Source organism: Pantoea septica, assembly GCF_002095575.1.
GTDB classification, from domain to species: domain Bacteria; phylum Pseudomonadota; class Gammaproteobacteria; order Enterobacterales; family Enterobacteriaceae; genus Pantoea; species Pantoea septica.
This window is the reverse complement of the sequence record NZ_MLJJ01000007.1, coordinates 49,360-73,240: the sequence shown is the minus strand read 5'-3', so window position 1 is coordinate 73,240 and position 23,881 is coordinate 49,360. Positions and strand designations below refer to the sequence as shown.

At 54.1% G+C, this 23,881-nt stretch carries 32 protein-coding genes; all 32 read left to right on the top strand.

Annotation, left to right across the window (positions count from 1 at the left end; translation table 11 throughout):
* The first annotated feature begins 503 nt into the window (after nt 1–503).
* Nucleotides 504–1,385 (top strand): ORF6N domain-containing protein, encoded by an 882-nt coding sequence (locus HA46_RS05550; protein WP_208857393.1) that lies wholly within the window; start codon nt 504–506, stop codon nt 1,383–1,385.
* Nucleotides 1,382–2,398: a DUF968 domain-containing protein gene (locus HA46_RS05545; RefSeq protein WP_084882706.1), complete on the top strand. Its 1,017-nt coding sequence runs from the start codon at nt 1,382–1,384 to the stop codon at nt 2,396–2,398. Before HA46_RS05550 ends, HA46_RS05545 begins: the two co-directional genes overlap by 4 nt.
* Before the next feature lie 21 nt (nt 2,399–2,419).
* Nucleotides 2,420–3,187: an antitermination protein Q gene (locus HA46_RS05540; protein WP_084882702.1), complete on the top strand. Its 768-nt coding sequence runs from the start codon at nt 2,420–2,422 to the stop codon at nt 3,185–3,187.
* Nucleotides 3,188–3,786: 599 nt separating this feature from the next.
* Entirely contained in the window at nt 3,787–4,215 is a 429-nt protein-coding gene (locus HA46_RS05535; RefSeq protein WP_033749683.1) for a tellurite resistance TerB family protein, read from the top strand.
* Complete coding sequence (locus tag HA46_RS20715) at nt 4,215–4,367, top strand: DUF3927 family protein (protein WP_143807589.1); 153 nt, start codon at nt 4,215–4,217, stop codon at nt 4,365–4,367. The genes HA46_RS05535 and HA46_RS20715 overlap by 1 nt, the downstream gene beginning before the upstream one ends.
* Before the next feature lie 177 nt (nt 4,368–4,544).
* Nucleotides 4,545–4,796 carry a phage holin gene (locus HA46_RS05530; protein WP_084882698.1) on the top strand — a complete coding sequence of 84 codons (252 nt, stop codon included), beginning with the start codon at nt 4,545–4,547 and terminating at the stop codon, nt 4,794–4,796.
* 2 nt (nt 4,797–4,798) lie between these two features.
* The gene (locus tag HA46_RS05525; RefSeq protein ID WP_051905598.1) at nt 4,799–5,302 is read left to right on the top strand and encodes a lysozyme; all 504 of its coding nucleotides are present in this window, start codon (nt 4,799–4,801) and stop codon (nt 5,300–5,302) included.
* Complete coding sequence (locus HA46_RS21440) at nt 5,292–5,735, top strand: lysis protein (protein ID WP_084882694.1); 444 nt, start codon at nt 5,292–5,294, stop codon at nt 5,733–5,735. The genes HA46_RS05525 and HA46_RS21440 overlap by 11 nt, the downstream gene beginning before the upstream one ends.
* Nucleotides 5,736–5,737: 2 nt before the next feature.
* A complete protein-coding gene (locus HA46_RS05515) occupies nt 5,738–5,977 on the top strand; it encodes a hypothetical protein (protein WP_033749676.1) in 240 nt (79 codons plus the stop codon).
* 54 nt (nt 5,978–6,031) lie between these two features.
* Nucleotides 6,032–6,277 carry a hypothetical protein gene (locus HA46_RS20710; protein ID WP_143807588.1) on the top strand — a complete coding sequence of 82 codons (246 nt, stop codon included), beginning with the start codon at nt 6,032–6,034 and terminating at the stop codon, nt 6,275–6,277.
* Between the two features lie 142 nt (nt 6,278–6,419).
* Nucleotides 6,420–6,761 (top strand): HNH endonuclease, encoded by a 342-nt coding sequence (locus HA46_RS05510; protein ID WP_084882689.1) that lies wholly within the window; start codon nt 6,420–6,422, stop codon nt 6,759–6,761.
* Nucleotides 6,762–6,878: 117 nt separating this feature from the next.
* Nucleotides 6,879–7,343, top strand: coding sequence for a phage terminase small subunit P27 family (locus HA46_RS05505; protein WP_084882686.1), 465 nt, complete (start codon nt 6,879–6,881; stop codon nt 7,341–7,343).
* Nucleotides 7,297–9,042, top strand: a complete 1,746-nt coding sequence (locus tag HA46_RS05500; RefSeq protein WP_084882683.1) for a terminase large subunit — start codon at nt 7,297–7,299, stop codon at nt 9,040–9,042. The genes HA46_RS05505 and HA46_RS05500 overlap by 47 nt, the downstream gene beginning before the upstream one ends.
* Nucleotides 9,042–10,346, top strand: a complete 1,305-nt coding sequence (locus HA46_RS05495) for a phage portal protein (RefSeq protein WP_084882680.1) — start codon at nt 9,042–9,044, stop codon at nt 10,344–10,346. The genes HA46_RS05500 and HA46_RS05495 overlap by 1 nt, the downstream gene beginning before the upstream one ends.
* A gap of 11 nt (nt 10,347–10,357) precedes the next feature.
* A complete protein-coding gene (locus tag HA46_RS05490) occupies nt 10,358–11,206 on the top strand; it encodes a head maturation protease, ClpP-related (protein WP_084882677.1) in 849 nt (282 codons plus the stop codon).
* Between the two features lie 9 nt (nt 11,207–11,215).
* Nucleotides 11,216–12,430 carry a phage major capsid protein gene (locus tag HA46_RS05485; RefSeq protein ID WP_084882673.1) on the top strand — a complete coding sequence of 405 codons (1,215 nt, stop codon included), beginning with the start codon at nt 11,216–11,218 and terminating at the stop codon, nt 12,428–12,430.
* Nucleotides 12,431–12,471: 41 nt separating this feature from the next.
* Complete coding sequence (locus tag HA46_RS05480) at nt 12,472–12,771, top strand: DUF7210 family protein (protein WP_244277507.1); 300 nt, start codon at nt 12,472–12,474, stop codon at nt 12,769–12,771.
* 9 nt (nt 12,772–12,780) lie between these two features.
* Nucleotides 12,781–13,110 carry a head-tail connector protein gene (locus tag HA46_RS05475; protein ID WP_084882670.1) on the top strand — a complete coding sequence of 110 codons (330 nt, stop codon included), beginning with the start codon at nt 12,781–12,783 and terminating at the stop codon, nt 13,108–13,110.
* Nucleotide 13,111: 1 nt separating this feature from the next.
* A complete protein-coding gene (locus HA46_RS05470) occupies nt 13,112–13,501 on the top strand; it encodes a phage head closure protein (protein WP_084882666.1) in 390 nt (129 codons plus the stop codon).
* Nucleotides 13,494–14,000, top strand: a complete 507-nt coding sequence (locus tag HA46_RS05465) for a hypothetical protein (RefSeq protein WP_084882663.1) — start codon at nt 13,494–13,496, stop codon at nt 13,998–14,000. The genes HA46_RS05470 and HA46_RS05465 overlap by 8 nt, the downstream gene beginning before the upstream one ends.
* Complete coding sequence (locus HA46_RS05460) at nt 13,997–14,557, top strand: phage tail terminator protein (protein WP_084882660.1); 561 nt, start codon at nt 13,997–13,999, stop codon at nt 14,555–14,557. Before HA46_RS05465 ends, HA46_RS05460 begins: the two co-directional genes overlap by 4 nt.
* Before the next feature lie 3 nt (nt 14,558–14,560).
* Complete coding sequence (locus HA46_RS05455) at nt 14,561–14,749, top strand: DUF2635 domain-containing protein (RefSeq protein WP_084882656.1); 189 nt, start codon at nt 14,561–14,563, stop codon at nt 14,747–14,749.
* On the top strand, nt 14,749–16,245 hold the full coding sequence (locus HA46_RS05450) for a phage tail sheath subtilisin-like domain-containing protein (RefSeq protein WP_084882652.1): 1,497 nt from the start codon (nt 14,749–14,751) through the stop codon (nt 16,243–16,245). The genes HA46_RS05455 and HA46_RS05450 overlap by 1 nt, the downstream gene beginning before the upstream one ends.
* On the top strand, nt 16,245–16,601 hold the full coding sequence (locus HA46_RS05445; protein ID WP_084882649.1) for a phage tail tube protein: 357 nt from the start codon (nt 16,245–16,247) through the stop codon (nt 16,599–16,601). The genes HA46_RS05450 and HA46_RS05445 overlap by 1 nt, the downstream gene beginning before the upstream one ends.
* Nucleotides 16,602–16,609: 8 nt before the next feature.
* On the top strand, nt 16,610–16,921 hold the full coding sequence (locus HA46_RS05440) for a phage tail assembly protein (RefSeq protein WP_167626700.1): 312 nt from the start codon (nt 16,610–16,612) through the stop codon (nt 16,919–16,921).
* 84 nt (nt 16,922–17,005) lie between these two features.
* On the top strand, nt 17,006–18,841 hold the full coding sequence (locus HA46_RS05435) for a phage tail tape measure protein (protein ID WP_084882640.1): 1,836 nt from the start codon (nt 17,006–17,008) through the stop codon (nt 18,839–18,841).
* Nucleotides 18,842–18,877: 36 nt separating this feature from the next.
* Complete coding sequence (locus HA46_RS05430; protein ID WP_084882635.1) at nt 18,878–20,209, top strand: DNA circularization protein; 1,332 nt, start codon at nt 18,878–18,880, stop codon at nt 20,207–20,209.
* Complete coding sequence (locus HA46_RS05425; RefSeq protein ID WP_084882630.1) at nt 20,206–21,279, top strand: phage baseplate assembly protein; 1,074 nt, start codon at nt 20,206–20,208, stop codon at nt 21,277–21,279. The genes HA46_RS05430 and HA46_RS05425 overlap by 4 nt, the downstream gene beginning before the upstream one ends.
* On the top strand, nt 21,279–21,836 hold the full coding sequence (locus HA46_RS05420; protein ID WP_084882625.1) for a phage baseplate assembly protein V: 558 nt from the start codon (nt 21,279–21,281) through the stop codon (nt 21,834–21,836). Before HA46_RS05425 ends, HA46_RS05420 begins: the two co-directional genes overlap by 1 nt.
* Nucleotides 21,833–22,246, top strand: a complete 414-nt coding sequence (locus HA46_RS05415; protein ID WP_084882621.1) for a phage GP46 family protein — start codon at nt 21,833–21,835, stop codon at nt 22,244–22,246. The genes HA46_RS05420 and HA46_RS05415 overlap by 4 nt, the downstream gene beginning before the upstream one ends.
* Nucleotides 22,239–23,306 carry a baseplate J/gp47 family protein gene (locus HA46_RS05410; protein WP_084882616.1) on the top strand — a complete coding sequence of 356 codons (1,068 nt, stop codon included), beginning with the start codon at nt 22,239–22,241 and terminating at the stop codon, nt 23,304–23,306. The genes HA46_RS05415 and HA46_RS05410 overlap by 8 nt, the downstream gene beginning before the upstream one ends.
* Nucleotides 23,297–23,878 (top strand): YmfQ family protein, encoded by a 582-nt coding sequence (locus HA46_RS05405; RefSeq protein WP_084882612.1) that lies wholly within the window; start codon nt 23,297–23,299, stop codon nt 23,876–23,878. Before HA46_RS05410 ends, HA46_RS05405 begins: the two co-directional genes overlap by 10 nt.
* Nucleotides 23,879–23,881: the final 3 nt, after the last annotated feature.

Genomic DNA, 23,881 nt, shown 5'->3' with positions numbered 1-23,881 from the left:
TTTACATTTCCATTTTTAGATACATGTGAAATAAACTAACAGCCAATAAATCAAAAAAATTGAACTTGGCGTGCAATGTTCTTCAGTGTGATTGCTCAATCCTTTAAATTTCCGTTAGTTAAAGCATTAATTAGTTAATGTTTCATTTTTTTAGTTTACCAAGAATGGTACTAGTTGAGTTAAAATACACACGTTGCATAATATTATGTATTCAAAAATTCAGCACTTTTTGGTAAGTGGCTCGGTCAGGTAACCCTTGTTTTGAAGAATGAGCGTCTTGATTGAAGAATGAGCGTCTTGATTAAGGTATAGCCTTGTTGCCTTAGGACGTTGGCTTCGCATATAAAAATCGGTGAATACACTTAAGTCGTGAAATTTATTTTTGAACCATTATGATGGTTATGCAGATAAGCGTTTGCAGACGCTGCCGGCAAAGGTTGGTCCCGTTCATTTGCAGATGAGGGGGCGGGACCGGATAAAACAAATGGTGTGGAGAGTAAAATATGCCTAATCAGGTACTGGGCGCAGCTGCGTCTGGCGTAAACCCCGTAGTTATCTCTTCGAACGCTTCAGTTAGCGTTCCCGTTCTCATGTATCGCGATCAGCGTGTGATCACCACTGAGCTATTAGCCAGAGGCTATGGCACTGACGAAGCCAACATCCGTAAAAACCTTTCACGCAACGTTGGTCGTTTTGTCGAGGGGATTCATATCTTCACCGTGGATGGTGACGAGCTACGCGATTTGCGAGTGACTAATAGTCACGCACAAATTTCATCCAAAGCCAGAAGCCTGACGCTATGGACAGAGAAGGGCGCCGCGCGCATGTCCAAAATCGTCGATACGGATGAGGCATGGACCTTCTTTGAAGGGCTGGAGGACAGTTATTTTCGTCTCAGAGCGGTCGGCGGGCTTCTGCTGCCGGACATGAACGATCCGATTAAGCTGGCGCGCGCATGGGCTGATGCTATGGAAGCGAAACAACAGGCGGAAGTACTGACCCATCGTCAGGCGCAATATATAGATCACCTTGAGAACCTGTTTAGCGATGGGCTTTCTCCTGTCCAGTTCTGCAAACGTCTGAACGGCGTGAACGCCAGCAGGGTGAGCGCATACCTGCAGGAGTCGAACTGGCTATATGACGACAACCCTAACGGGAATCATGCTCACTGGCGCGTACGTTCTCAGGCGCGCGATAAATACCTCACAGAGAAGAGCAGCCAGATAAACCCGTCATCGGCGGCCAGCTTCACCAGCTACCAGCCCGTTCTGCTGCGTGAGGGCGCAGTGTGGCTTTATCGCCGCTATCTGAAAGGGCAACTGCCAATGAAACAGTCCTGGAATGGTGAGTTTACCCATGACAAAGAACTGGCGGGCAACGCATGAGGGCGCTTCTCACACCGGAAGTGGCTCCGCGAACGGGGATAGTCCTGTTCAAGCCCGGCTCAGAACTGATGAGCCTGTTTCGTGGGCGCGTACTCATCAGTACGCCGACTGGTGATATGGCTGACCTGCCATCAGGGAAAATCAACGATGGCAATCAGCCCTTACTGGATGAGCCGCTGCTGAATTCTTTTTTCCGCCATGAGCGCGTTATTGCCGCAGCTGGTGGCTTTCCCGATCTTACTGTCTGGGTAGCCATGATTAACGCATGCCAATGCGATGACGGTGACGGCTTCCACTTCCACGAAATGACCACGCTTGAAACAGAAGACGGCGTGCTGTCGCTCTGTTACCACCATGACAACAAGCTGCGCAATAACGGCGTATCAGGTGAAATGGAGAAGGTTGCTGCCGCGAACGTCGCCGCGTGGATCATTCACAGCGCCTGTCTCGATATGGGCCTGCATGCTAACCATACGCTGACCTTGCCCGAATTGTGCTGGTGGGCATCCATCAAAGACGTAATCGACCTTATCCCCGAAGCGCCGGCGCGCCGCGTTCTGAAGATGAAGGCAGAGCAGGTGGCTACCGGCACGCTGAAGGAATCACTGATTACGCCAGAACGTCCGGGCCGGGAGGTTTTGCTAGAGGCCGGGGAAGTCGTGAAGAAGGTTATCAGCCTGGTGGCAGACCCAGAGTCGCCGGAATCGTTTATGCTTCGTCCAAAGCGTAAGCGCTGGGAAAGCGAGAAGTATACGCGCTGGGTAAAGTCGCAAAAGTGTGCATGCTGCGGAAAGCAGGCAGACGATCCGCACCACATCATCGGACACGGACAGGGAGGAATGGGAACGAAGGCGCATGACTTATTTGTGATACCGCTTTGCAGAGCGCATCACGATGAGCTGCACCGGGACATGAGGGAGTTTGAAAGCAAATATGGCAGCCAGATTGAGCTGCTGTTCAGGTTCCTCGATCACGCAATTGCAGTCGGCGTTATCGGGGCAGATAAAAAATAAAGGGTGTGGAGAAGGATTAGCATGAAAATTGAATCGGCGTTAAAGCATTTCAGCCCAAAGACTATGAACATCAGCGATACCTCGCGCGCTACGGCATCTGAAGCGCTGACGGGTACTGACGTGATGGGCGCCTTCGGCATGTGCCAGTCAAAATCCCCGTTAGGGGTGGCGGCCGTCCTGGCTAAAGCAGGGCTGGGCGAAGAGGACAAAACGCGCGCAGTTAATTATTTACTGGCTTATGCGCGTAGCTCGGTTCCCCGCCTGATCATTAAAGGTGCAGGCGCTAAGTTGCTTCCTTGCCTGACCGTGATGTGCAAGCTCGCCTTTGAAGAATATACCCGCTCCGCTGCTTCTCAGCACACCTGCCCTGATTGTGATGGCCGAGGCATTACCAACGGTCTGGCTAATGTGATGGTTCATCCTGGCTGCGGTGAAAATACCCCGCCTAAATACCGACTCGAGACAACAGAGCATCAGTGCGTGACATGTCACGGGAAAGGATTCATCAGCGCGCGCTGTCGTTGTAACGGAACTGGCCGCGTTCGCGACCTCGAACAGTCAAAGCTCAGCGGTTGCCCGGTTGAAAAAGAATGCGATCGCTGTAGCGGTAAAGGGTACAGGCGAAAACCATCCAGTAAGGCCTATAAAGTCGTCAGTGTGATCGTCCCGGATTTGCATGTCAGGACGTGGGAGCGCAACTGGAAACCTTTCTTCGACGCGCTGGTTTCAAAGCTGGAAATGGAAGAGAGCCACGCGGACGCAGCCTTCAAGTCAGTGACTCGATACTGATTATCCATGTGAGTAAATAAAAGAGTTGATTTTGTCGTAAAATGGATTAATATCTTTCCCATAGTGGGCTTTCTATACACGACGCTCACTACCATCATCAGTAAGCCTCGCCGCCCGGTGGGGTTTTTTATTTCCACACAATACCAAAGGCGCTGAGCGCAGACGCTTATAAGGTCTGTCCGGGACTGCAAACCCGTAGCGCCTTTCATATTGTGATAAGTACAGCAAGATTAACCCTGTTGCCGACGAGCAAGGCAGTTACCGCGATTTGCGTCAGGGGCCAAAAAAAAGCCCGCATACCGAAGGGGAAGCAACAGTAAGCGGGTAAAAATTCAAGTTTCACTCTGTCAACTTTCAAGGATTGACAGTGCTAATGTAGTAGTCATGACTTTTGGTTTTATGCAAAAAGTGCTAACCAATTAAATCGAAAAGCAAATTTACAAAGGCTCGCTTCGGCGGGCCTTTTTTATTCCCGCGCCACGCTCGGCGCATTACACCACAGAGCCTTTCAGGGGTGAGCCAGAGTGATGGTCAGTGTGACTATCTCTGTGGGCTGACTACTCCTGAGCGCTGGCTCACCCGCTAAAAGGAAAGTCACTATGTTTGGTTTCGGTAAAAAAGCACGTAAGGCAGTCAGCGATATTAAGAAGTTTGAGAAACGCGATCTTGCGCAGGCCGTAGTTAATGCTGCGTATCTGGTGGCGTATGCCGATGGTGAGTGTGAGGCCTCTGAGAAGGCGAAGATTGAGCAGGTACTTCGCAATCAGCCAGCTCTGGCGGCGTTCACTTCTGAAATCAACTCCATCAGCGCCACGATCGTCGGCCAGCTCGATACTAACTTCAAAATCGGGCGGCGCGCAGCACTTCGTGAAATCGAAGACGTTAAGCACGATACGCGCGAAGCAGAAGATGTGCTCGATGTCGCTGTAGCGATCGCTGAAGCAGACGGCGAAGTAGAGCCGGAAGAACGCAAGGTGCTGGAAGAGATCGCCAATGTTCTCGGCCTGCGATTGGAAAACCATCTGTAATGGCCCATTTGCGTTGGCTGGCGATAGCTGTACTGCTGTTTCTGGTTGTCGCCATCGACTTCACAAGTCGAATGATGTCTATCCTGGCTGATGGCGCAATCATCTTTGTGGTGATTGCTCTTCTCTGGCCGCTGTTTAAAGCCACCAAATAGCTTTGTGCAAAAGGCATCTGCGGGTGCCTTTGACAGAAAGAATTCTAATTAGCCGGAAATTCCCGGTCCTCTTTTGGCGTCCTCCCAAAAACTTTGATATTTCCCCGTTGCTGTGTGGGGAGGGTCGCCATTTTCTAATGACTACAGACAGCACCGACCGTAATCACGGAGGTGACCATGAGTATCAACCATATGAGCAAACTAGCATCAGGAGCGGCATACGGCGCGGCAGGATCGGCTGTAGCCAATGGCGTGCTAACGCGACTCAGCCCGGATGAATGGAGTGCGGTAGGCGTTATTGCCGGTATTGTTCTGGCCCTGCTGACGTTTGCTATCAACGCGTATTTTAAGCGCAAAGTATCTCTCGCTCAGATAAGGGCGCTGGAGCAGCGCGGCTATATCCCGTCCGATAAGCTGGGAGAGGAATAATTATGGCTATGTCAGCCAGCCTGCGTAACAAACTGATAGCCGCAGCGGGCGGCGGCTCAATGCTTATCGCCTCGCTCTTCATCGGTGGTAAAGACGGCGTAGAGGGACGCGTATACGAGCCTTACAAAGATGTGGCTGGTGTCTGGACGGTCTGTGATGGACATACAGGCAACGACATTATTAAAGGTAAGAAGTATACCGACCGCGAATGTGATCGCCTACTGTGGAATGACCTGAAGCCGGTAAAGCAAACGGTTGATGGTCTGGTTAAGGTTCCGCTGAATGAATATCAACGCGCTTCGCTCTACAGCTTCACCTACAACGTAGGCTCCGGCGCTTTCTCTAAATCGACACTTCTTAAAAAGCTGAATGCGGGCGATCAGGAAGGAGCATGCGAAGAGCTGCGTCGCTGGGTCTATGCCGGAGGCATGAAATTCAGGGGGCTGATGAACCGGCGCGACATGGAACGCTCAATGTGCCTGGCGGATGGTCCCTATGACCTTTAGCTGGCGAACATTAATTATCGGCCTGCTGCTGGTGGCGCTCATTGTGGTCTGCCGGGTAGCAATTCTTTACCACGGGAAATACGTTACTGCTGACAGCCTGGCTACCGAGCGCCAGCAGACGATTGACGATATGCAGGTCCGCCAGCGCGATGTTGCCGCGCTCGACGCCAAATACACAAAGGAATTAGCCAATGCTCAAGCAACTATCGACCAGCTTGAGCGTGACGTTGCTTCTGGCAAGCGCCGGTTGCAGCTCAACGCTACCTGCACGAAGCAATCCGCCACCGGCGCCGCCGGCATGGATGATGCAGCCAGCCCCGGACTTACTGACACCGCTGAACGGGATTATTTCATCCTCAGAAGTCGAATCGAACTCGCCGGAAAGCAAATAGCCGGTCTTCAGCAGTACATCAGAGAGCAATGTTTGAGGTAAGCATGGCATTACTGTTCGGCAGAGTTAAAAAGAGCGAGTGGGAGCACACTGGCCTGTTCGCCAATATCGTACCGGTTTACATCAGGGATATCGAATCAGGGGAGCCTGAAGTATGCGCGGCTAATGGCGTGCCTGAATGGTTCTTTGATCTCGTTAACTGGATGGTGTGTAACCTTCCGATGCCCTATGACGGCTTCATGTTCTCGCACGTGAAGCCTATTGAATCCTCCGACAAGGGATAACGGTTAGCCACGCAGTGAAGCGTCGCGAACCCGGCACTACAGAGAGAAAAAGCTATGAGCTATTTATCTGATGCAGAATTACGTCGCCGCGCGGAAAGTCGCCGCCGCCGTGATGAAGAACACCGTCGTCGCATGACTGGCACAACTGGCGCAGGCAGCGACCTGATGAATCCGCTTAACCCCATCAGCCCGATTTACGTGGGTAACGACTACAGCAGTTTAAGCAGATCTGATTCATGCAGTGGCGGCTACGACTCTGGCAGTTCGTCAGATAGCGGTGGTAATTGCGGTAGCGATTAATACAGGCCGCCTACGGGCGGTTTTATTTTGTTCTGAAAACTGAGCTTGCTGAGTTCAATTTTCAGCATAAAGACACTGAATCATCGGCTGGTGGTCTCACCATTGCCGAGGGATAAACACACCCAGCCAGCAGGAAACTCTGATGTCAGAGCCACGTATCTATAACAGCCGCTGGGACAAAGCCAGGCTCTCATTTCTGAAATCACATCCTCTCTGCGTTATGTGCCATCGGCAGGGCAGAGCGGTAGCCGCAACTGTCGTTGACCACATCAAACCACACAGGCTGAAAGAAGCCATCAATGGCGGCAAACAGGATGAGATAGCAAAGGCTCAAAAGCTCTTTTGGGATAAAGCAAACTGGCAACCCCTCTGTAAGCAGCACCACGACTCCACTAAGCAGCGCGAAGAAAAGCGCGGTCACGTGATTGGGTGCGATGAGAACGGCCTACCACTGGACCCACAGTCGCACTGGCGCAGGGGATAGAACTCAGACACACGGGGAGGGGCGGATAAAGAGTTCAAGGGCTATCGCCTTCCTGACCGCCCGCCCCCCTTTTTATGCACAACCGCGAAATGAAAAGTTTTTTTCTGGGAGGTTTTTATGGCCGGTAGACGACCAAAACCGACCCACCTTAAGGTCGTTACCGGCAATCCGGGCAAGCGAAAACTCAACGACAAAGAGCCTTCACCCGCAAGAGAAATCCCGAGCCCGCCGTCACATCTCACTGACTGGGGGAAGGTGGCGTGGGGAAAACTGACCGTTCTACTCGATGGAATGGGCGTGCTAACCGTCGCCGACGTTCTCGCGCTGGAAAGGCTCTGCGATATCTACGCTGATATTCTTCAGCTGCGGATCACAATTGTTGATGAGGGCAGAACCTACACGGTCCAGACTGAAGGTGGATTTCTGATAAAGGCCAATCCGGCTGTTTCAATGCTGGCTGATGCAGACCGGCGGTTTAAAAGCTACCTGGTAGAGTTCGGCCTGACTCCGGCTGCCCGGTCAAAGGTGAACGTGAATGGTGGAGAAAAAGAAGAAGACCCGCTCAACCAGTTCTTCGGTTGACCCGGCGACGCAGTATGCAATGGACGTTACCAGCGGCGCGGTTATTGCCGGGCCAGACATCCGCGCGGCATGCGCCCGCCACCTCCGTGATCTGGAAGAGGGTCCGAAGCGTGGACTGTTCTGGGATGTTGAAGCTGTAACGCGCGTCGTTAATTTCTTCGCTCAGGTTCTGAAGCTCAACGGCGGTGAGCATGAGGGAAAGCCTTTTATCCTGCTGCCGTGGCAGTGCTTCATCGTCGGTTCTCTGTTCGGCTGGAAGGCGGAAGACGGCACGCGCCGCTTTCGTATGAGTTATATCGAATCCGGCAAGGGTTCAGGGAAGTCACCATTAGCGGGTGGCGTTGGCCTGTACCTGCTAATGGCGGATAAAGAGCCCCGCGCCGAAGTGTACGCTGCGGCCACAAAAAAAGACCAGGCGATGATCCTGTTCCGCGATGCGGTAACAATGGTCGATCAGTCGCCCGCGCTGGCGCAGCGCATTACCAAATCCGGCACCGGCCTGAACGTGTGGAACCTCGCGTTCCTGCAGACGGGCTCTTTCTTCAAGCCCATCAGCTCCGATGATGGTCAGTCAGGGCCGCGCCCGCATGGCGCACTGATTGACGAAGTGCATGAGCACAAAACAAATGCCGTTGTTGAGATGATGCGCGCCGGTACAAAAGGCCGCCGTCAGGCGCTGATGTTCCTGATCACCAACAGCGGTCACGATAAAACAAGCGTCTGTTATGAATACCATGAGTACGGGCGCAAGGTTGCTGCGGGTGACCTGGAGGACGATAGCTTTTTCAGCTTCATCTGTTCTCTGGATGAGGGCGACGACCCGTTTAAGGACGAATCCTGCTGGGGCAAAGCTAACCCGTCGCTGGGACAGACATTCACTGATAAATATCTGCGGGAGCAGGTGACGCAGGCGCGGGGCATGCCATCGAAAGAGAGCATCGTGCGCCGTCTTAACTTCTGCCAGTGGGTGGAGGCGTCCGACCCGTGGATTGACAGCGACACATGGATGAACTGCGAGCAGGACTTTGATCCCGAAGATTTGGCGGGTGAAGAGTGCTATGGCGGTCTGGACCTGTCCGGTTCACGCGACCTTACGGCGCTGGCGCTTTACTTCCCGAAGTCCAAAAAGCTTTTAGTTGAATTCTGGACGCCAAAAGATTCTCTGCTTGAGCGCGCGAAGACTGACCACGTTCCCTATGATGCCTGGCTGCGTAACGGCTTCATTCACGCGCCGCCGGGCAAGGCGGTCAACTACGGTTTTGTCGCGGTGCGCATCGGTGAGCTGGCGGCCAGATACGATATTAAGTGCATTGCGTTTGACCAGTACCGCATTAAGTATCTGGAGCCCGAGCTGGAAAGCGAGTCTGTGAGCGTTGACCTTGTTCCGCACGGTCAGGGCTTTTACAAGGCTCAGGAGTCCGGGCTGTGGATGCCGCGCTCTATCGAACTGTTTGAGGAGCATCTTAATAACCGGGTGCTGGTTATCCGACCCAATCCCTGCCTGCGCTGGAATGCCGCCTCTGCGGTGCTTGAGGCTGACCAGAAGGACAACCGCATATTTGCCAAAAAGAAAAGTACCGGCCGCATCGATGGTGTTGTGGCTTCCGCTATGGCGATTGGTGCAGCAGAGGATGCGGTGCTGGTGGACAGCGGCGATCCTGATGACTTTTTTGATGATCCGATCATGGTAGGTATCTGATGAAGGAAAAAAAACGGCCGGGTCGCATTAAGAGCGCGATTGTTAACTGGCTTGGTGAGTCGATTGGACTTAATGATGCCGCGTTCTGGCAGGAGTGGTACGGAACAAGCAGCAGCGGCAAGGTCGTGACAGCAGAGAAAGCGCTGGCGCTGGCCTCGGTCTGGGCCTGTGTGCGCCTGCTGAGCGAGTCGGTTTCAACGCTGCCAATGAAGGTATACGAAAGGGCTGCTGACGGCTCCCGCAAACTGGCGTTGAATCACCCAGCTTATCAGCTGCTGTGCCGCCGGCCTAACAGCGAAATGACGCCATCACGATTCATGCTGATGGTTGTTGCCAGCATCTGCCTGCGCGGTAATGCCTACGTTGAGAAAAAGATGATCGGCCAGAAGTTGGTCTCTCTGGTGCCGCTCCTTCCTCAGTGCATGAAGGTGGAGCGGCTGGACAGCGGCGAACTACAGTACACATACACAGAGAAGGGCGTGCCGCGCATTATCCCGGTTAAAAACATGATGCACATCCGTGGGTTTGGTCTGGATGGCGTCTGCGGAATGATGCCGATGCGCACCGGGCGTGACGTATTTGGCGCGGCGATGGCGGTTGAGGAATCAGCCGCCAAAATTTTTGAAAACGGTATTCAGACGTCAGGCTTCTTTCTCTCAAAGAACCTGCTGACCAAAGAGCAGCGCCAGAAAAACCGCGAAAACCTTAACCGGTTCGTCGGTTCGAAAAACGCCGGTAAGGTGATGGTGCTTGAGGGTGATATGTCCTATCAGGGTATTACCCTTAACCCCGAAGATGCTCAGATGCTGGAGTCACGGTCATTCAGCATTGAGGAAATCTGCCGCTGGTTCCGCGTGCCACCATTTATGGTCGGTCACGTTAACAAGCAGAGCAGCTGGGCCTCAAGCGTCGAAGGCATGAACCTTCTGTTCCTGACCAATACGCTGCGCCCGATGCTGGTGAATATCGAGCAGGAGATTTCACGCTGCCTTCTCAACAGTGATGAAGAACTATTTGCTGAGTTCTCCGTAGAAGGTCTGCTGCGTGCTGACAGCGCCGGACGCTCAGCCTACTACACCACTGCCCTGCAAAATGGCTGGATGTCTCGCAATGACGTGCGCCGCCTGGAGAACCTGCCGCCTATTGAGGGTGGTGATATTTATACCGTACAGCTGAACCTGACCCCGCTTGAGGACCTGCGAAAAAACAGTAAAGCCGTAAACGCTAGGCTGCTGCGCGAAGTCCACGATGCTGTTTTCCCGGATATCCCTTTCGAAAAATCACCGCTTAAACAGGCGGCGTAGGAGCAACCCCAATGACAGTAAAAAGTCTTCCGGCAGCGCCGGAGGGGCGGCCTTTTGCGCGTGAAAATCGCGATCTGCCGTCCTCTGCCATGCAGCGCTGGAACGGCGGCATAAAAGCCGCAAAGAGTGATGACAACAGTATTTCAGTCTTTGACGTTATTGGCGCTGACTGGTACGGCGACGGCGTTACCGCCAGTCGTATCGCTGCCGCGCTGCGCGCAATTGGCGGTGCTGACGTGACCGTGAATATCAATTCGCCTGGCGGAGACATGTTTGAAGGCCTGGCGATTTACAACCTGCTGCGTGAATACGACGGGAAAGTCACCGTAAAGGTGCTTGGCCTGGCTGCTTCCGCTGCGTCGATTATCGCGATGGCCGGTGATGAGGTCCAGATTGGTCGGGGTGCTTTCCTGATGATCCATAACTGCTGGGTGTATGCGATGGGCAACCGTCACGACCTGCAGCAGATTGCGGCCGACATGGTGCCTTTTGATAAGGCAATGAACGATATCTATGGCGCGCGTACCGGTCTGGATGCCGCCACCATCGACGCGATGATGAATGCTGAAACCTATATCGGCGGCAGCGATGCGGTTGAAAAAGGTTTTGCGGATCGCCTGCTGACGGCAGATGAGATTTCTGACGGCGACGACAGTCCCGAGGCTGCGCTGCGCAAGCTGGACGCGATGCTGGCAAAAACCGATGCGCCGCGCTCCGAACGTCGAAAACTTCTTAAAGCATTAACCGGCGGCAAGCCTGGCGCTGCTGCCACCCCTGAAGGTATGCCGGGCGCTACCGACGAAATCAACCCTGAAAATATTGCACAACTTAAAAACGCGCTGGCCGCGTTCGGCAAATAAGGATTAACAATGTCTGAAGTAAATGAAGTACTGAAGCAGGTTACTGCCAGCATCAACGAAGCCAGCGGAAAGTTTAACGCTAAGGCTGAAGAAGCGCTGACCGAGGCAAGAAAATCAGGTTCGCTGTCCACGGAAACCAAAGCGGTAGTGGATAAAATGGCGAGTGAGCTTAACGCCATGCGTGAAGCAGAAAAAACGCTTAAGGCGGCGCTGGGCGATCTGGAGCAGCACGTTGCACAGATGCCGCTGGCGAATGCGAAAAACGTTATCGAAACAGTGGGCGGCCAGGTTGTCTCTTCCGAAGCTCTCAAAGCTTTTTCAGCGAGCATCGAAGGCAACAAGCGGCTGAGCATCCCTGTTAAGGCTGCGCTTCTGTCCGTCAACGTGCCGGGCCAGATTGTTGCGCCTGACCGCCTGCCGGGCATCGATCAGCAACCTAAACAGCGCCTGTTTATTCGCGATCTGATTGCGCCGGGCCGTACTGAGTCCAATACCATTTACTGGGTTCAGCAAACGGGCTTCACCAATAACGCCGCGACTGTAGCTGAGAACACCACCAAGCCGTACAGCGGCATCACTTTTGCGGAAAAAATTACGCCGGTCCGTACCATTGCGCACCTGTTCAAAGCCGCCAAGCAGATTCTGGACGATATGCCGCAGCTGCAGTCGACGATTGACGCCGAGCTGCGTTACGGCCTGAAGTACGTTGAAGAGCAGGAAATTCTGTTCGGTGACGGCACCGGCACGCACCTGAATGGTATCGTGCCGCAGGCATCTGCATACGCTGCCGCCTTCACCGTGGCGAATCAGAACGGTATCGATGATCTGCGATTGGCTATGCTGCAGGCGCAGCTGGCACGCTTCCCGGCCTCCGGCCATGTTCTGCACTTCATCGACTGGGCGAAGATCGAACTGATTAAGGATTCGCTGGGCCGTTATATTCTGGCGAACCCGGCAGCGCTGACCGGTCCTACCCTGTGGGGTCTGCCGGTTGTCGCGACCGAAGCGGCTGCGTTCCAGGGTAAATTCCTGACCGGCGCATTCAATGCCGGTGCGCAGATTTTCGATCGCGAAGATGCCAACGTGGTCATCTCCACCGAAAACACCGACGACTTTGAGAAAAACATGATCTCAATCCGTTGTGAAGAGCGTCTGGCGCTGGCCGTTAAGCGTCCTGAAGCGTTCGTTTACGGTTCCTTCACCGCACCTGCTGCAGCTGCGTAACAGCAACGGCGGCCTCCGGGCCGCCTTCCCGGGAGTTATATATGAAACTGCTTCTGATTAAACCGAACTACTTCGGCGGCACGGTCGTTTCTGAGGGCAATACCATCGAGACCACCGAGCAGCATGGTCGCGAGCTGATTAAGCTGGGCTATGCCAGTGAGGTCGATGACAGCGCAGAAGAGAAAGCGGCAGCTGAGGCGAAGGAAAAAGCCGAAGCCCAGGCGCTTGCAAAGGCTGAAGAAGAGGCCAAAGCAAAGGCCGCTGCTGAAGCGCAGGAAAAAGCGGAAGCTGAAGCCAATGCGAAAGCGGCAGCTGAGGCGAAGGAAAAAGCCAAAAAATAAGGCGTTGTCATGCTGCTGACACTTGAAGAAATCCGGCTGCAGTGCCGCCTTGAGAGCGACTTTACGGAAGAAGATCGACTGCTTGAGCTTTTCGCTCTGGCCGCCGAGGCAAAGGCGGTGACCTACCTGAACCGTAATCTCTATAAAACGGTGGCAGATATTGCACCGCTTGATACCGATGGCATGGTGATTACCGAAGATATCCGGCTTGCGCTGCTGATGCTGGTCAGTCACTGGTATGAACACCGCAGCTCAGTGTCAGAGCTGGAGATGACGGAGACGCCGCAGGCGTTTGAGTTCCTGCTCTATTCGCGGCGTCTGCCGGTGTCGGGGTATTAGCATGCAGCGACGCTCATCAAATACCAGCGCCGTATTTACTTTGCCCGACCCTGGTGAGCTCAACAAGCGCATTCATCTGCGGCAGCGCATAGATCAGGCTGCCGCAGATTATGGCGTGGAGCCGGTTTATCAGAATGAAAAGGATGTGTGGGCAAAGGTCCGTCAGGTGGGGGCCACTACCTATCACGAATCCATTCAGGCTGATGACATCATTACCCATTACATCACGATCCGTTTTCGCCAGGGCATCACTTCGGATTTTGAGGTGGTGTATGGCGGCAACATCTACCGGGTCAAGCGCCTTCGCGATCTCAATTCAGCTGGCCGTTATCTGCTGATGGAGTGCGAAGAATTGGGCGCGGTAGAGCGTGATGGAGAGATGTATGGCTAAGCCGCTGCTGCACGTCGATTTCGACCAGCCAAAAGAGCTCGTTTTTAACCGAGCCAAAATGCGTAAGGCCTTCGTGAAAATAGGCCAGGTTCATATGCGTGACGCCCGCCGGCTGGTGATGCGTCGTGGTCGTTCATCACCGGGCGAGAATCCGGGATATAGCACTGGCCGGCTGGCGCGCTCAATCGGTTACTACGTTCCCCGGGCATCAAAAAATCGTCCAGGCATGATGGTTCGAATTGCGCCCAACCAGAAGAGGGGCGAAGGCAACCGGCTCATTGACGGCGATTTCTATCCGGCGTTTCTCTTCTATGGGGTCAGGCGCGGAGCCAAGCGCGCTAAAAGCCATCATAAAGGTAAATCAGGCGGTAACGGATGGCGTATTGCACCGCGCAAGAACTATATGGCGGAAGTGCTTGAGTCCCGAAAGAGCTGGACGAGTTACGTCCTCAGAAGGGCGCTGCGCACCTCCCTCAGGCCTGAAAGGAAAAAGAAATGAAGCTGTCTCTTGTTATAGCTGCGCTTCGCGCGCGATGTCCGCGCTTTGCAGGCAACGTGGCCGGCGCGGCGGAATTCAAAGCCATTCCTGAAACCGGAAAAATGAAGTTACCCGCGGCTTACGTGGTACCCACTGAAGACGTTACTGCCGAACAAAAGTCACTGACCGACTACTGGCAGAACGTGACCGAAGGTTTTGCAGTTGTCGTTGTGCTGGACAATACCCGCGACGAACGCGGGCAGGCATCAGGCTATGACGCGGTGCATGATGTCCGGGGCGAAATCTGGAAAGCCCTGCTGGGCTGGGAGCCGGATGAGGACGCGGGTCCGGTGGCGTATTCAGGTGGCCAGCTTCTGGATATGGATCGTGGCCGCCTCTATTACCAGTTTGAGTTCATGCTGACGCGTGAAATTACTGGCGAGATGACGCGCCAGCAGGACGATCTCAATGCTCTGGATGAATTCAGAGAAATTGGTGTCGACGTGGACTTCATCGGCAAAGACCAGAAACCAGACGGCATCATCGAACACAAACTTCTGGTCAACCTCAGCGAGTAACCAATGAAACTAAAACCTGTTGCCGGGCGATCAGTTCCTGATCCAGCCCGTGGCGACCTATTGCCCAAAGAAGGGCGAAACGTCGAGATGAGCACTTACTGGCTCCGCCGTATCAAGGCAGGAGATGTTACGGAAGTCAAAGCAGAAAGCAAAACCTCTGCAAAAGACGCAATTAAACAAGGTGGCGAGTGATGACTGTCAGCTTTAATCAGGTGCCTTCTGATATCCGCGTGCCGCTGTTCTGGGCTGAGATGGATGCCAGCCAGGCGAACAGCGCGAGTTCAGGCGGCCCGGCGCTGCTTATTGGTACCGTGGCGACCACGGGCACGATTGTCAAGAACACGCTCACTATCATGCCATCAGCCGATCTTGCCGGTAAAATCTGCGGCTTCGGCAGCCAGTTGCACCGTATGGTCAAGCGCTATCGTGCCATTGACCCCTTTGGTGAGTTGTGGATTCTGGCTGTGGGTGAATCAACGGGGGCGCAGGCTGCAGGCTCAGTAGTGATTGCAGGTACCGCGCAGGCGTCAGGGACGCTAAGCCTGTATATCGGGGTTGAGCGCGTGCAGGCCGCCGTGGTTATCGGCGATGAGGCTGCTGATGTTGCCACCACGCTGGCAGCCGCTATCAACGCGAATGCCAGCCTGCCTGTAACCGCGACAGCTACTGACGGCACAGTTGCTGTCAAAGCGCGCCATAAGGGGCTGACCGGGAACGACATCCCGCTGATGCTGAATTATTACGGCACAGTTGGCGGTGAAACTACACCTGACGGCATTACCGTGACCATCACCGCGCTGGCTGGCGGCACTGGTTCACCGGACCTTACCGACACCATTGCTGCTATGGGCGATGAGCCATTTGATTTCATCGGGCTTCCGTTCAGCGATTCAGCTTCTCTCGCTACGATGGCGCTGGAGATGAATGACGGTTCAGGCCGCTGGAGCTATGCGCGTCAGCTATATGGTCACGTTTATACGGCTAAAACCGGTACGTTGTCCGAGCTGGTTGCCTTTGGCGACACCATGAACAACCAGCATATCACCGTTGCAGGTTATGAAGTGGCCACGCAAACCTGCTGCGATGAGCTGGTGGCGATGCGTACAGCACGCAATGCAGTATTTATCCGTAACGATCCTGCGCGCCCGACGCAAACCGGTGAGCTGACCGGGGCATTGCCGGCACCAAAGGGGAGCCGCTTCATTCTATCTGAGCAGCAGTCTCTGCTGACGCACGGGATTGCTACATCCTATGCCGAAGGCGGTGTGCTGCGCATTCAGCGCGATATCACAACCTATCAGCAGAACAGTTACGGCGTGGCTGATAACAGCTATCTCGACAGTGAAACCCTGCATACCAGCGCTTATGTACTGCGCGAGCTGAAGAGCGTGATCACTTCTAAGTACCCGCGCCATAAACTGGCCAATGACGGAACCCGCTTCGGTGACGGTCAGGCCGTGGTGACGCCAGCGGTTATCAAAGGTGAGATGTGCTCCGTTTACAAACAGATGGAGCGGTCAGCCATCGTTGAAAACTTTGACCTGTTCAAAATCTATCTGGTGGTTGAGCGCAATGCGGATAATCCAAACCGCGTAGATGTGCTGTTCCCGCCTGACTACGTTAATCAGCTGCGTGTGTTTGCGCTGGTTAATCAGTTCCGTCTGCAATACAGCGAGGAGAGCGAATAATGGCCCGTATTGCTGGTACCACGTATTTCAAACTCGACGGCCTTCAGCTTTCTTTGACTGGCGGTATTGAAGTGCCGATGAACACTAAGGTAAACGATGATGTGATCGGCCTTGATGGTTCTGTTGACCGTAAGGAAACGCACCGCGCCCCGTACATCAAAGGCACTTTTAAAGTGCCGAAGGGTTTTCCGCTCAGCAAAATCACAGAGTCCGACAGCATGACCGGTACTGCGGAGCTGGCGAACGGTCAGGTGTATGTCCTGACCGAAGCCTGGTTGTTTGGTGAGGCCAACCACAACGCTGAAGAGGGCACGGTTGACCTTGAATTCCACGGCTCAGAAGGGTTCTACCAGTGAAAGAATTGATGCTTTCTAAACCTATTGTGGCGGCAAATGAGACGCTGCATGTGCTGGAAATTCGCGAGCCAACTTACGACGAAGTTGAGCAGTTTGGTATCCCTTTCAGCTACAACGAGTCCGGTGAAATGAAGCTGGATTCACGCGTCACGCTGAAATATATCCCGGTGCTTGCGGCCATCCCTCGTTCTTCGGCGGCCAAAATGGCGCTTAAGGATATCTTTATGGCGTCAATGACGATCGTGGGTTTTTTTACGGGGTCGGAAGCGGGAGAGAGTTCAGGAAGCGACTCTACAACACCGCCCACTTCTGGCGCATAAATCCGCTTGAACTGAAAAATGTCAGCCTCAGCAAGTTTCTGGAAATGGAAGCTGAGGCTGTCCGCATCTCTGAGGAAATAAACCGTGGCAGATAGTTTTCAGCTGAAGGCGATCATCACGGCAGTAGACCAGCTTTCAGGTCCACTGAAGGGGATGAGCAGAAACCTTAAAGGCTTTCAGAAGGAAGCCAAAAATATCATGGTCAACGCGGCGGCTATGGGCGTCGCGCTAACCTCCGCGTTTGCAGTACCCATCAGCCAGGCGATGGATTTCGAATCGCAGATGGCAGACGTTCGCAAAGTCGTCAACTTTGACACCCCGCAACAGTTTAAAGAGATGAGTGAGGATGTGCTCAAACTCTCGACTCGGTTACCAATGGCTGCAAACGGCATTGCGCAGATCGTAGCGGCTGGCGGCCAGGCGGGTATTGCGCGTAATGACCTGATGCAGTTTGCAAGCGACGCGGTGAAGATGGGCGTGGCATTTGACCAGACTGCAGAAGAGTCTGGCCAGATGATGGCACAGTGGCGAACCTCGTTCAAAATGACGCAGGATGGCGTGGTGGTTCTTGCCGATAAAATTAACTACCTGGGTAACACTGGCCCTGCCAATGCACAAAAGATTTCCGACATCGTTACCCGCATCGGTCCTCTTGGTGGCGTTGCAGGCGTGGCGTCAGGTGAAATTGCCGCAATGGGCGCGACTATCGCGGGTATGGGCGTTGAGTCTGAGATAGCCGCAACGGGCATTAAAAACTTCATGCTTTCACTTACCTCCGGCAAGTCAGCCACGGCGTCACAGAAGAAAGCGCTGAAGTTTATAAAGATTGATCCAGGCCAGTTAGCGGCTGACATGCAGAAGGATTCCCGCGCCGCGATGCTGAAGGTACTGGATTCTCTGGCCAAGGTACCAAAAGACAAACAGGCAGCGGTCATGAATGCGCTGTTTGGCAAGGAGTCGCTTGGTGCGATCGCACCTCTGCTGACGAACCTGGACTTACTGCGCACCAACTTCAATCGCGTTGCGGATGCGCAGCAGTATGCAGGGTCGATGCAGAAGGAGTATGAGTCGCGCGCGGCCACAACGGCGAACTCTGTTCAGTTGCTTAAAAACCAGTTCAGTGCTGCCAGCATAACCATTGGGGATATGTTTCTGCCCGATATCGTGAGGCTGACCCAGAAAGTTCAGCCAATGGTCGAACAGTTCAGGCAGTTCACCAAAGCCAACCCCGAGATGGTTCGCGGTACCTTTAAGTTTGGCCTGACATTGCTGGGTACTGCCTCTGCTGTGGGAATTGCCGTTAAGGCGGTGAAGATGTTTGAAACCGTGCTGAAGATGTCCACCATGGGCAAGCTGGTTTCGCTGCTGGTGCTGGGTGGGAGCCTTATTGTCAGCAACTGGGACCAGGTTGGTCCGGTTATTAAAGCGGTATGGCAAGACGTGAATGATGTCGTGGAAGCGATGGGTGGCTGGAAGAGCACAATTGAGGGTGTCAGCGCCGTTATGGCAGGCGTATTCACCGTGCGCACCGTTGGCACTCTGAAAACCGCGCTCACAACAGCAACTTCACTTTCCGGCGTGCTGGCGCAGATTGCATCACTCGGTGCGCTGACAGTGTCCATCGGCGTTGCGATTTACATCTTCAAAAAGCTGAACGATATCGCTGATGCAGTTACTGAAAAGGACGGCACAACATCCTTCTGGCAATCCCTCAAAAACCGCTGGAATGCCGGGGGCTGGTATAACAATCAGCAGGGTGGGCCGGGCTATCAGTCAGCGGTGCCACTTTCGCGGCCACAGCAGGGTGAGCTCAAGGTAACATTCGATAATGCGCCGCCCGGCATGCGCGTTGCGCCAGCGGGTAACTCACTACCCTGGCTTAACTATGATGTCGGATATAACCGCTTCTCTAACCAGTAACCCGCTCCGGCGGGTTTTTTATAGCCCGGAGATCGCATGAGCTGGATTGATAATCTGCAGGATGCCTCGTTGCGGGGTGTCCCGTTTAAGGTAGATGAGGATGAAGCTACTTTCGGCAGACGCGTGCAGGTCCATGAATACCCCAACCGCGATAAGCCATGGGCTGAAGATATAGGGCGTGCAACGCGACGCTTTAGTGTTCAGGCGTATCTTGTCGGTGATGACTATTTTGAGCAGCGCAACAGGCTGATCGAAGCGGTCGAGAAGCCCGGAAGCTGCACACTCGTTCATCCTTTTTACGGCGAAATGACCGTCACCGTTACGGATGAAGTCCGCGTAAGCCATACCAGAGACGAAGGCCGCATGTGCCGCGTCAGCTTCAGCTTCATCGAGTCGGGCGAGTTGTCATTCCCCAAAGCTGGCATTGCAACCGGAGCGAAGCTGACGGGCGCCGCAGCGCTGATGGATGATTTCCTGTCATCAGCATTTGAAGCGTTTGGGCTGGACGGCCTGCCAGATTTCACACAAAACGGCGTACTGGATGATGCAACGGAGATGTTCGATACCGTTACTGACGCCATGCAGTACGTAGATTCTGGTATTAGCGCAGCATCTCGTCTGATGCAGGGTGATTTGTCTGTATTGCTGATGCCACCGTCCAGTGGCATGAATTTCGTTAATCAGCTTCAGACGATGTGGCGGGCAGGCACAAAACTGACTGGTAATGTCACAGACCTGATCACAATGGTTAAAGGTCTCAGTGGTATTAGCCTCGACACGGGACTTGCCCCGCGCGGGGTGTGGAAAACAGACAGTACCAGTACACAGGCCAGAACGGAGCAGCGCAATTACGTTGCGCAGGCCATTCGCACGTCAGCACTCAGCGAGGCGGTGAATACGGTAACGAACCTTCCCAAATCCACCTCATCAACAACGAAGTTAGCAGACCAGCAAGCGTCAGCAACCGTCATTGTTTCACATCCTGCCGTTAATGATGTGCTTGAAGACGATACAGCCGTGGGGGTAACCACCTCTACAGCAACTGATACGGTCCCATCCTGGGATGATTTAACTGAAGTTCGCGACACGCTCAATACGGCCATCGATCAGGAAATGGTGCGTGTAACCGATGACGGACTGTTTCTCGCACTCCGTCAGGTGCGCACTGCGCTGAATGAAGATATCACTGCGCGCCTTGAGCAAACTTCCAGAACGGTTGAGCGCATACCGCCCGAAGTTTTACCTGCAGTCGTGCTTGCTGCTGACTGGTACGACGATGCCGGGCGTGAATATGACATTACCGCGCGCAACGCCATTCGGCACCCCGGCTTTGTGCCGGTTAAAACCCTGAGAGTGCCCGTCCAGTGAATACAACCGTACTTCTTCGCGTTAATGGCCGTGAGTGGGGCGGATGGACCTCTGTCCGTATTGCCGCCGGCATTGAGCGTATCGCAAGGGATTTTAACGTCCAGATTACCCGGTTATGGCCGGGTGATGAATCGCAGGTAAGCCGGCGCAGCCGCATAAAGAAGGCAGATAAGGTTGAAGTGCTGATCGGTGATGATCTTGTTATCACCGGATGGGTGGAGGCAACGCCTGTTCGGTATGACGCTAACAGTATCTCAATGGGTATTGTTGGCCGCAGTAAAACGGCTGACCTGGTTGATTGCTCAGCTGCGCCCTCGCAGTACAACGGACGATCAATCGTTCAGGTTGCCGCAGACCTCGCCAAACCGTTCAGCGTAAACGTTGTGGATGCGGGCGGCGTGTCCGGCGTACTGCAGGGCGTGCAGGCAGACCGGGGTGAATCCGTTATGGATGTGCTGAATAAGATGCTTGGCCTGCAGCAGGCGCTGGCCTATGACAACGCAGCGGGTGATTTAGTTATTGGCGGGATAGGTACCGTCAAAGCTACAACCGCGCTGGTGCTGGGAGAAAACATTCTGACCTGTGACAGCGAGCAGAGTATTAAAGACCGCTTCAGTAGTTATCAGGTATCAGGCATGCGCGCCGGAAACAACAATGATTTTGGCGAAGCAACCACAACAGCCATTCGCGGTACGGCAACAGATACAGGCATTGCACGTTACAGGCCGCTGCTGGTCAGACAGACCGGTAATGCCACGTCAGCAACCTGCGCAGAGCGCAGCGAGTTTGAGATGCGCCAGCGCGCGGCCAAAACTGACGAGGTGACTTACACCGTTCAGGGGTGGCATCAGGGAGACGGTAAGTTGTGGCAGCCCAACATGCTGGTGAACGTATTCGACCCCGTACTGGGTTTTGATAACCGTGAAATGGTGATCGCGGAGGTAACTTATCAGCAGGATGAGAACGGCACCATCAGTGAATTACGTGTTGGCCCTGCAGATGCTTATCTGCCCGAGCCAGCCAAGCCCGGCAAGCGTAAGAAAAAAGCCGCAGCGGAGGATGATTTCTGATGGCTGGTCCACTTAATGCGATTAATCGCGCTATTTCAAATGTTATCGCCCGCGCGGTATTACGCGGTATCGACACCGCCAGTAAATGCCAGATGCTGGAAATCAGCATGCCGGGCAATGAAGGAAAAAGCGATATCGAACATCTTGAGCCTTATGGGTTTACGTCAGCTGCACTGAGCGGCGCGGAGGCCGTTGCGGCTTACTTCGATGGTGATCGCTCGCATGGTGTCGTGCTGGTGGTGGCGGACCGTCGCTATCGCCTCAAAGGATTAAAGAACGGTGAGGTTGCCATTTATGACGACGAAGCCAAGTCAGTAACACTCACCCGGTCAGGAATTGTTGTTGATGGTGGCGGGAAACTTATCACCCTCAAAAATGCCCCTAAAGCCCGTTTCGAAATGGACATTGAGGCCACCGGAAATATCACCGACAACTGTGATTCTGGTGGCGTTTCTATGGCCCAGATGCGCGTGACTTACAACGGTCATAAGCATAAAGAAAACGGTGATGGTGGCGGCACAACGGATGCAACCTTGCAACAAATGGGCGGATCATGATCCTTACGATAAATGGTAAGCAGCAGGCGGTGTACCAGTTGACTGACCCGCTTACTCGCGCGGTAGTCATCTCACTTTTCACCTGGAGAAAAGCAGGTCAAGACGATGCGCCTGAAGAGGTCAATGGCTGGTGGGGTGACACGTACCCAACCGTACAGAATGACCGAATCGGTTCACGCCTTTATTTACTTAAGCGCTCAAAACTGACCAATCAGACACCGCTGAAGGCCCGCGAGTACATCACAGAAGCGCTGCAGTGGCTAACGGCTGATGGTGTGGCCGCGCGGGTGGATGTGACAGCGCAAAGGCTCGGCATCAACGCAATGTCAGCTTCGGCGGTTATCCAGAAACAGGACGGCACAACCCTGACGCTTTCCTTTGATGACTTATGGAGTGAACTCAATGGCTGACAGCGGATTTTCCCGCCCGACACTCCCGCAGCTGATCACCGCAGTACGCAGCGATGTTCTTACCCGCCTTGCGGCTGATTCAACCCTGGCCGAATTACGCCGGACAGACGCCGAGGTATACAGCCGCGTTATTGCCGCATCGGTTCATACCGTATATGGCTACATAGATTATCTTGCCCGGAATCTCCTTCCTGACCTTGCGGACGAAGACTGGCTTATACGGCACGGGAACATGAAGCGCGCTCCGCGCAAGGCAGCAACATATGCGAGCGGCTATGTTCGCTGGGACGGCGTAACGGGCAGTGCCGGCATTGATGCTGGCGTAACCATCCAGCGTGATGATCTGGTGTCATTCACCACGACTGCCAGCGTTACGCCTTCTGGTGGCGTACTTCGTGTTCCAGTCACCTGCGATACGGCAGGCGTCACCGGAAATACTGATGACGGCATCACAATGCGCCTCACCAGTCCGGTAACGGGTCTGGCTTCGGCTGGAGTAGCGGACGCCATTCAGGGCGGTACTGATATCGAAGACCTTGATGTATGGCGCGCCAGAATCATTGAGCGCTGGTATTACACACCACAGGGTGGAGCAGACGCCGATTATGAGGTATGGGCAAAAGAGGTATCAGGCGTAACCCGCGCATGGACCTACCGGCACTGGTCAGGTCGCGGCACTGTGGGCGTCATGCTGGCAAACAGCGACCTCTATAACCCGATACCTGATACGTCTGTTGTGGCCGCAGTTCAGGCGCACATCGAACCGCTTGCCCCGATAGCAGGATCGGACGTGTACGCCTTCGCCGCAACGCCGCATGTCGTTGATTATCACATCCGACTGACGCCCGACACCGAAGAAATCAGGCTGGCCGTAGAAGCGGAGATAAGGGCGATGAATCTTCGCGATGGTGTGCCTGAAGGTGCGCTTGAGCCATCCCGAATAAGTGAAGCCATCAGCCTGGCGACCGGGGAATACAGCCACGTTCTGGTTAGTCCAACCGATGAGGTGTTAATCGCAAAAGGTGAAGTGGGCGTAGTGGGAGACTTCACATGGACCTGACAGCGCAGTACGAGCAGATGCTGGGCGCGCTGCTGCCGCGTGGGCCAGCGTGGGACGGAGAAGACCAGCTGCTGCTGGGATTCGCTCCCGTTATGTCTCGCGTACACCAACGCGCTGATGCACTGATGCTGGAAACTGACCCGCGCTCAGTGACTGAACTCATAGACCGCTACGAGGGCATCACAGGCTTGCCTGACAGCTGCACTCCCTCGGGAACGCAGACGCTGCCGCAGCGCCGCCAGCGGCTTGATGCAAAGATAAATCTGGCTGGTGGCATAAACGAAGCATTTTATCGGGCACAACTGGATGCGCTGGGTTATACAGACGCTACGATAACGCGCTACCCCAAAAGTAGTTTCACCTGTGTATCTGACTGCACAGAATCCTTATATAGCGATGAGTGGCGTTATTACTGGCGCGTTAACATCCCTGCAGCAGCGCAAATCAGCCCGATGACCTGCATCAGTAACTGTACGGACTCCATCCGCACATGGGGCGAAACCGTGGTTGAGTGCGTGCTCAACAAGCTTGCCCCGTCTCACACTTACGTAATCTTTTTATACACGGAGTAATCC

Coding starts and splice junctions, on each gene's coding strand:
- HA46_RS05480 (WP_244277507.1), top strand. CDS start 12,472: ATGAAACTGCTTCTGATTAAACCGAACTACTTCGGCGGCACGGTCGTT.
- HA46_RS05530 (WP_084882698.1), top strand. CDS start 4,545: ATGAGTATCAACCATATGAGCAAACTAGCATCAGGAGCGGCATACGGC.
- HA46_RS05430 (WP_084882635.1), top strand. CDS start 18,878: ATGAGCTGGATTGATAATCTGCAGGATGCCTCGTTGCGGGGTGTCCCG.
- HA46_RS20710 (WP_143807588.1), top strand. CDS start 6,032: ATGAGCTATTTATCTGATGCAGAATTACGTCGCCGCGCGGAAAGTCGC.
- HA46_RS05420 (WP_084882625.1), top strand. CDS start 21,279: ATGGCTGGTCCACTTAATGCGATTAATCGCGCTATTTCAAATGTTATC.
- HA46_RS05405 (WP_084882612.1), top strand. CDS start 23,297: ATGGACCTGACAGCGCAGTACGAGCAGATGCTGGGCGCGCTGCTGCCG.
- HA46_RS20715 (WP_143807589.1), top strand. CDS start 4,215: ATGGCCCATTTGCGTTGGCTGGCGATAGCTGTACTGCTGTTTCTGGTT.
- HA46_RS05540 (WP_084882702.1), top strand. CDS start 2,420: ATGAAAATTGAATCGGCGTTAAAGCATTTCAGCCCAAAGACTATGAAC.
- HA46_RS05550 (WP_208857393.1), top strand. CDS start 504: ATGCCTAATCAGGTACTGGGCGCAGCTGCGTCTGGCGTAAACCCCGTA.
- HA46_RS21440 (WP_084882694.1), top strand. CDS start 5,292: ATGACCTTTAGCTGGCGAACATTAATTATCGGCCTGCTGCTGGTGGCG.
- HA46_RS05495 (WP_084882680.1), top strand. CDS start 9,042: ATGAAGGAAAAAAAACGGCCGGGTCGCATTAAGAGCGCGATTGTTAAC.
- HA46_RS05450 (WP_084882652.1), top strand. CDS start 14,749: ATGACTGTCAGCTTTAATCAGGTGCCTTCTGATATCCGCGTGCCGCTG.
- HA46_RS05510 (WP_084882689.1), top strand. CDS start 6,420: ATGTCAGAGCCACGTATCTATAACAGCCGCTGGGACAAAGCCAGGCTC.
- HA46_RS05535 (WP_033749683.1), top strand. CDS start 3,787: ATGTTTGGTTTCGGTAAAAAAGCACGTAAGGCAGTCAGCGATATTAAG.
- HA46_RS05415 (WP_084882621.1), top strand. CDS start 21,833: ATGATCCTTACGATAAATGGTAAGCAGCAGGCGGTGTACCAGTTGACT.
- HA46_RS05525 (WP_051905598.1), top strand. CDS start 4,799: ATGGCTATGTCAGCCAGCCTGCGTAACAAACTGATAGCCGCAGCGGGC.
- HA46_RS05410 (WP_084882616.1), top strand. CDS start 22,239: ATGGCTGACAGCGGATTTTCCCGCCCGACACTCCCGCAGCTGATCACC.
- HA46_RS05505 (WP_084882686.1), top strand. CDS start 6,879: ATGGCCGGTAGACGACCAAAACCGACCCACCTTAAGGTCGTTACCGGC.
- HA46_RS05545 (WP_084882706.1), top strand. CDS start 1,382: ATGAGGGCGCTTCTCACACCGGAAGTGGCTCCGCGAACGGGGATAGTC.
- HA46_RS05470 (WP_084882666.1), top strand. CDS start 13,112: ATGCAGCGACGCTCATCAAATACCAGCGCCGTATTTACTTTGCCCGAC.
- HA46_RS05485 (WP_084882673.1), top strand. CDS start 11,216: ATGTCTGAAGTAAATGAAGTACTGAAGCAGGTTACTGCCAGCATCAAC.
- HA46_RS05500 (WP_084882683.1), top strand. CDS start 7,297: ATGGTGGAGAAAAAGAAGAAGACCCGCTCAACCAGTTCTTCGGTTGAC.
- HA46_RS05475 (WP_084882670.1), top strand. CDS start 12,781: ATGCTGCTGACACTTGAAGAAATCCGGCTGCAGTGCCGCCTTGAGAGC.
- HA46_RS05465 (WP_084882663.1), top strand. CDS start 13,494: ATGGCTAAGCCGCTGCTGCACGTCGATTTCGACCAGCCAAAAGAGCTC.
- HA46_RS05490 (WP_084882677.1), top strand. CDS start 10,358: ATGACAGTAAAAAGTCTTCCGGCAGCGCCGGAGGGGCGGCCTTTTGCG.
- HA46_RS05445 (WP_084882649.1), top strand. CDS start 16,245: ATGGCCCGTATTGCTGGTACCACGTATTTCAAACTCGACGGCCTTCAG.
- HA46_RS05460 (WP_084882660.1), top strand. CDS start 13,997: ATGAAGCTGTCTCTTGTTATAGCTGCGCTTCGCGCGCGATGTCCGCGC.
- HA46_RS05455 (WP_084882656.1), top strand. CDS start 14,561: ATGAAACTAAAACCTGTTGCCGGGCGATCAGTTCCTGATCCAGCCCGT.
- HA46_RS05515 (WP_033749676.1), top strand. CDS start 5,738: ATGGCATTACTGTTCGGCAGAGTTAAAAAGAGCGAGTGGGAGCACACT.
- HA46_RS05440 (WP_167626700.1), top strand. CDS start 16,610: ATGCTTTCTAAACCTATTGTGGCGGCAAATGAGACGCTGCATGTGCTG.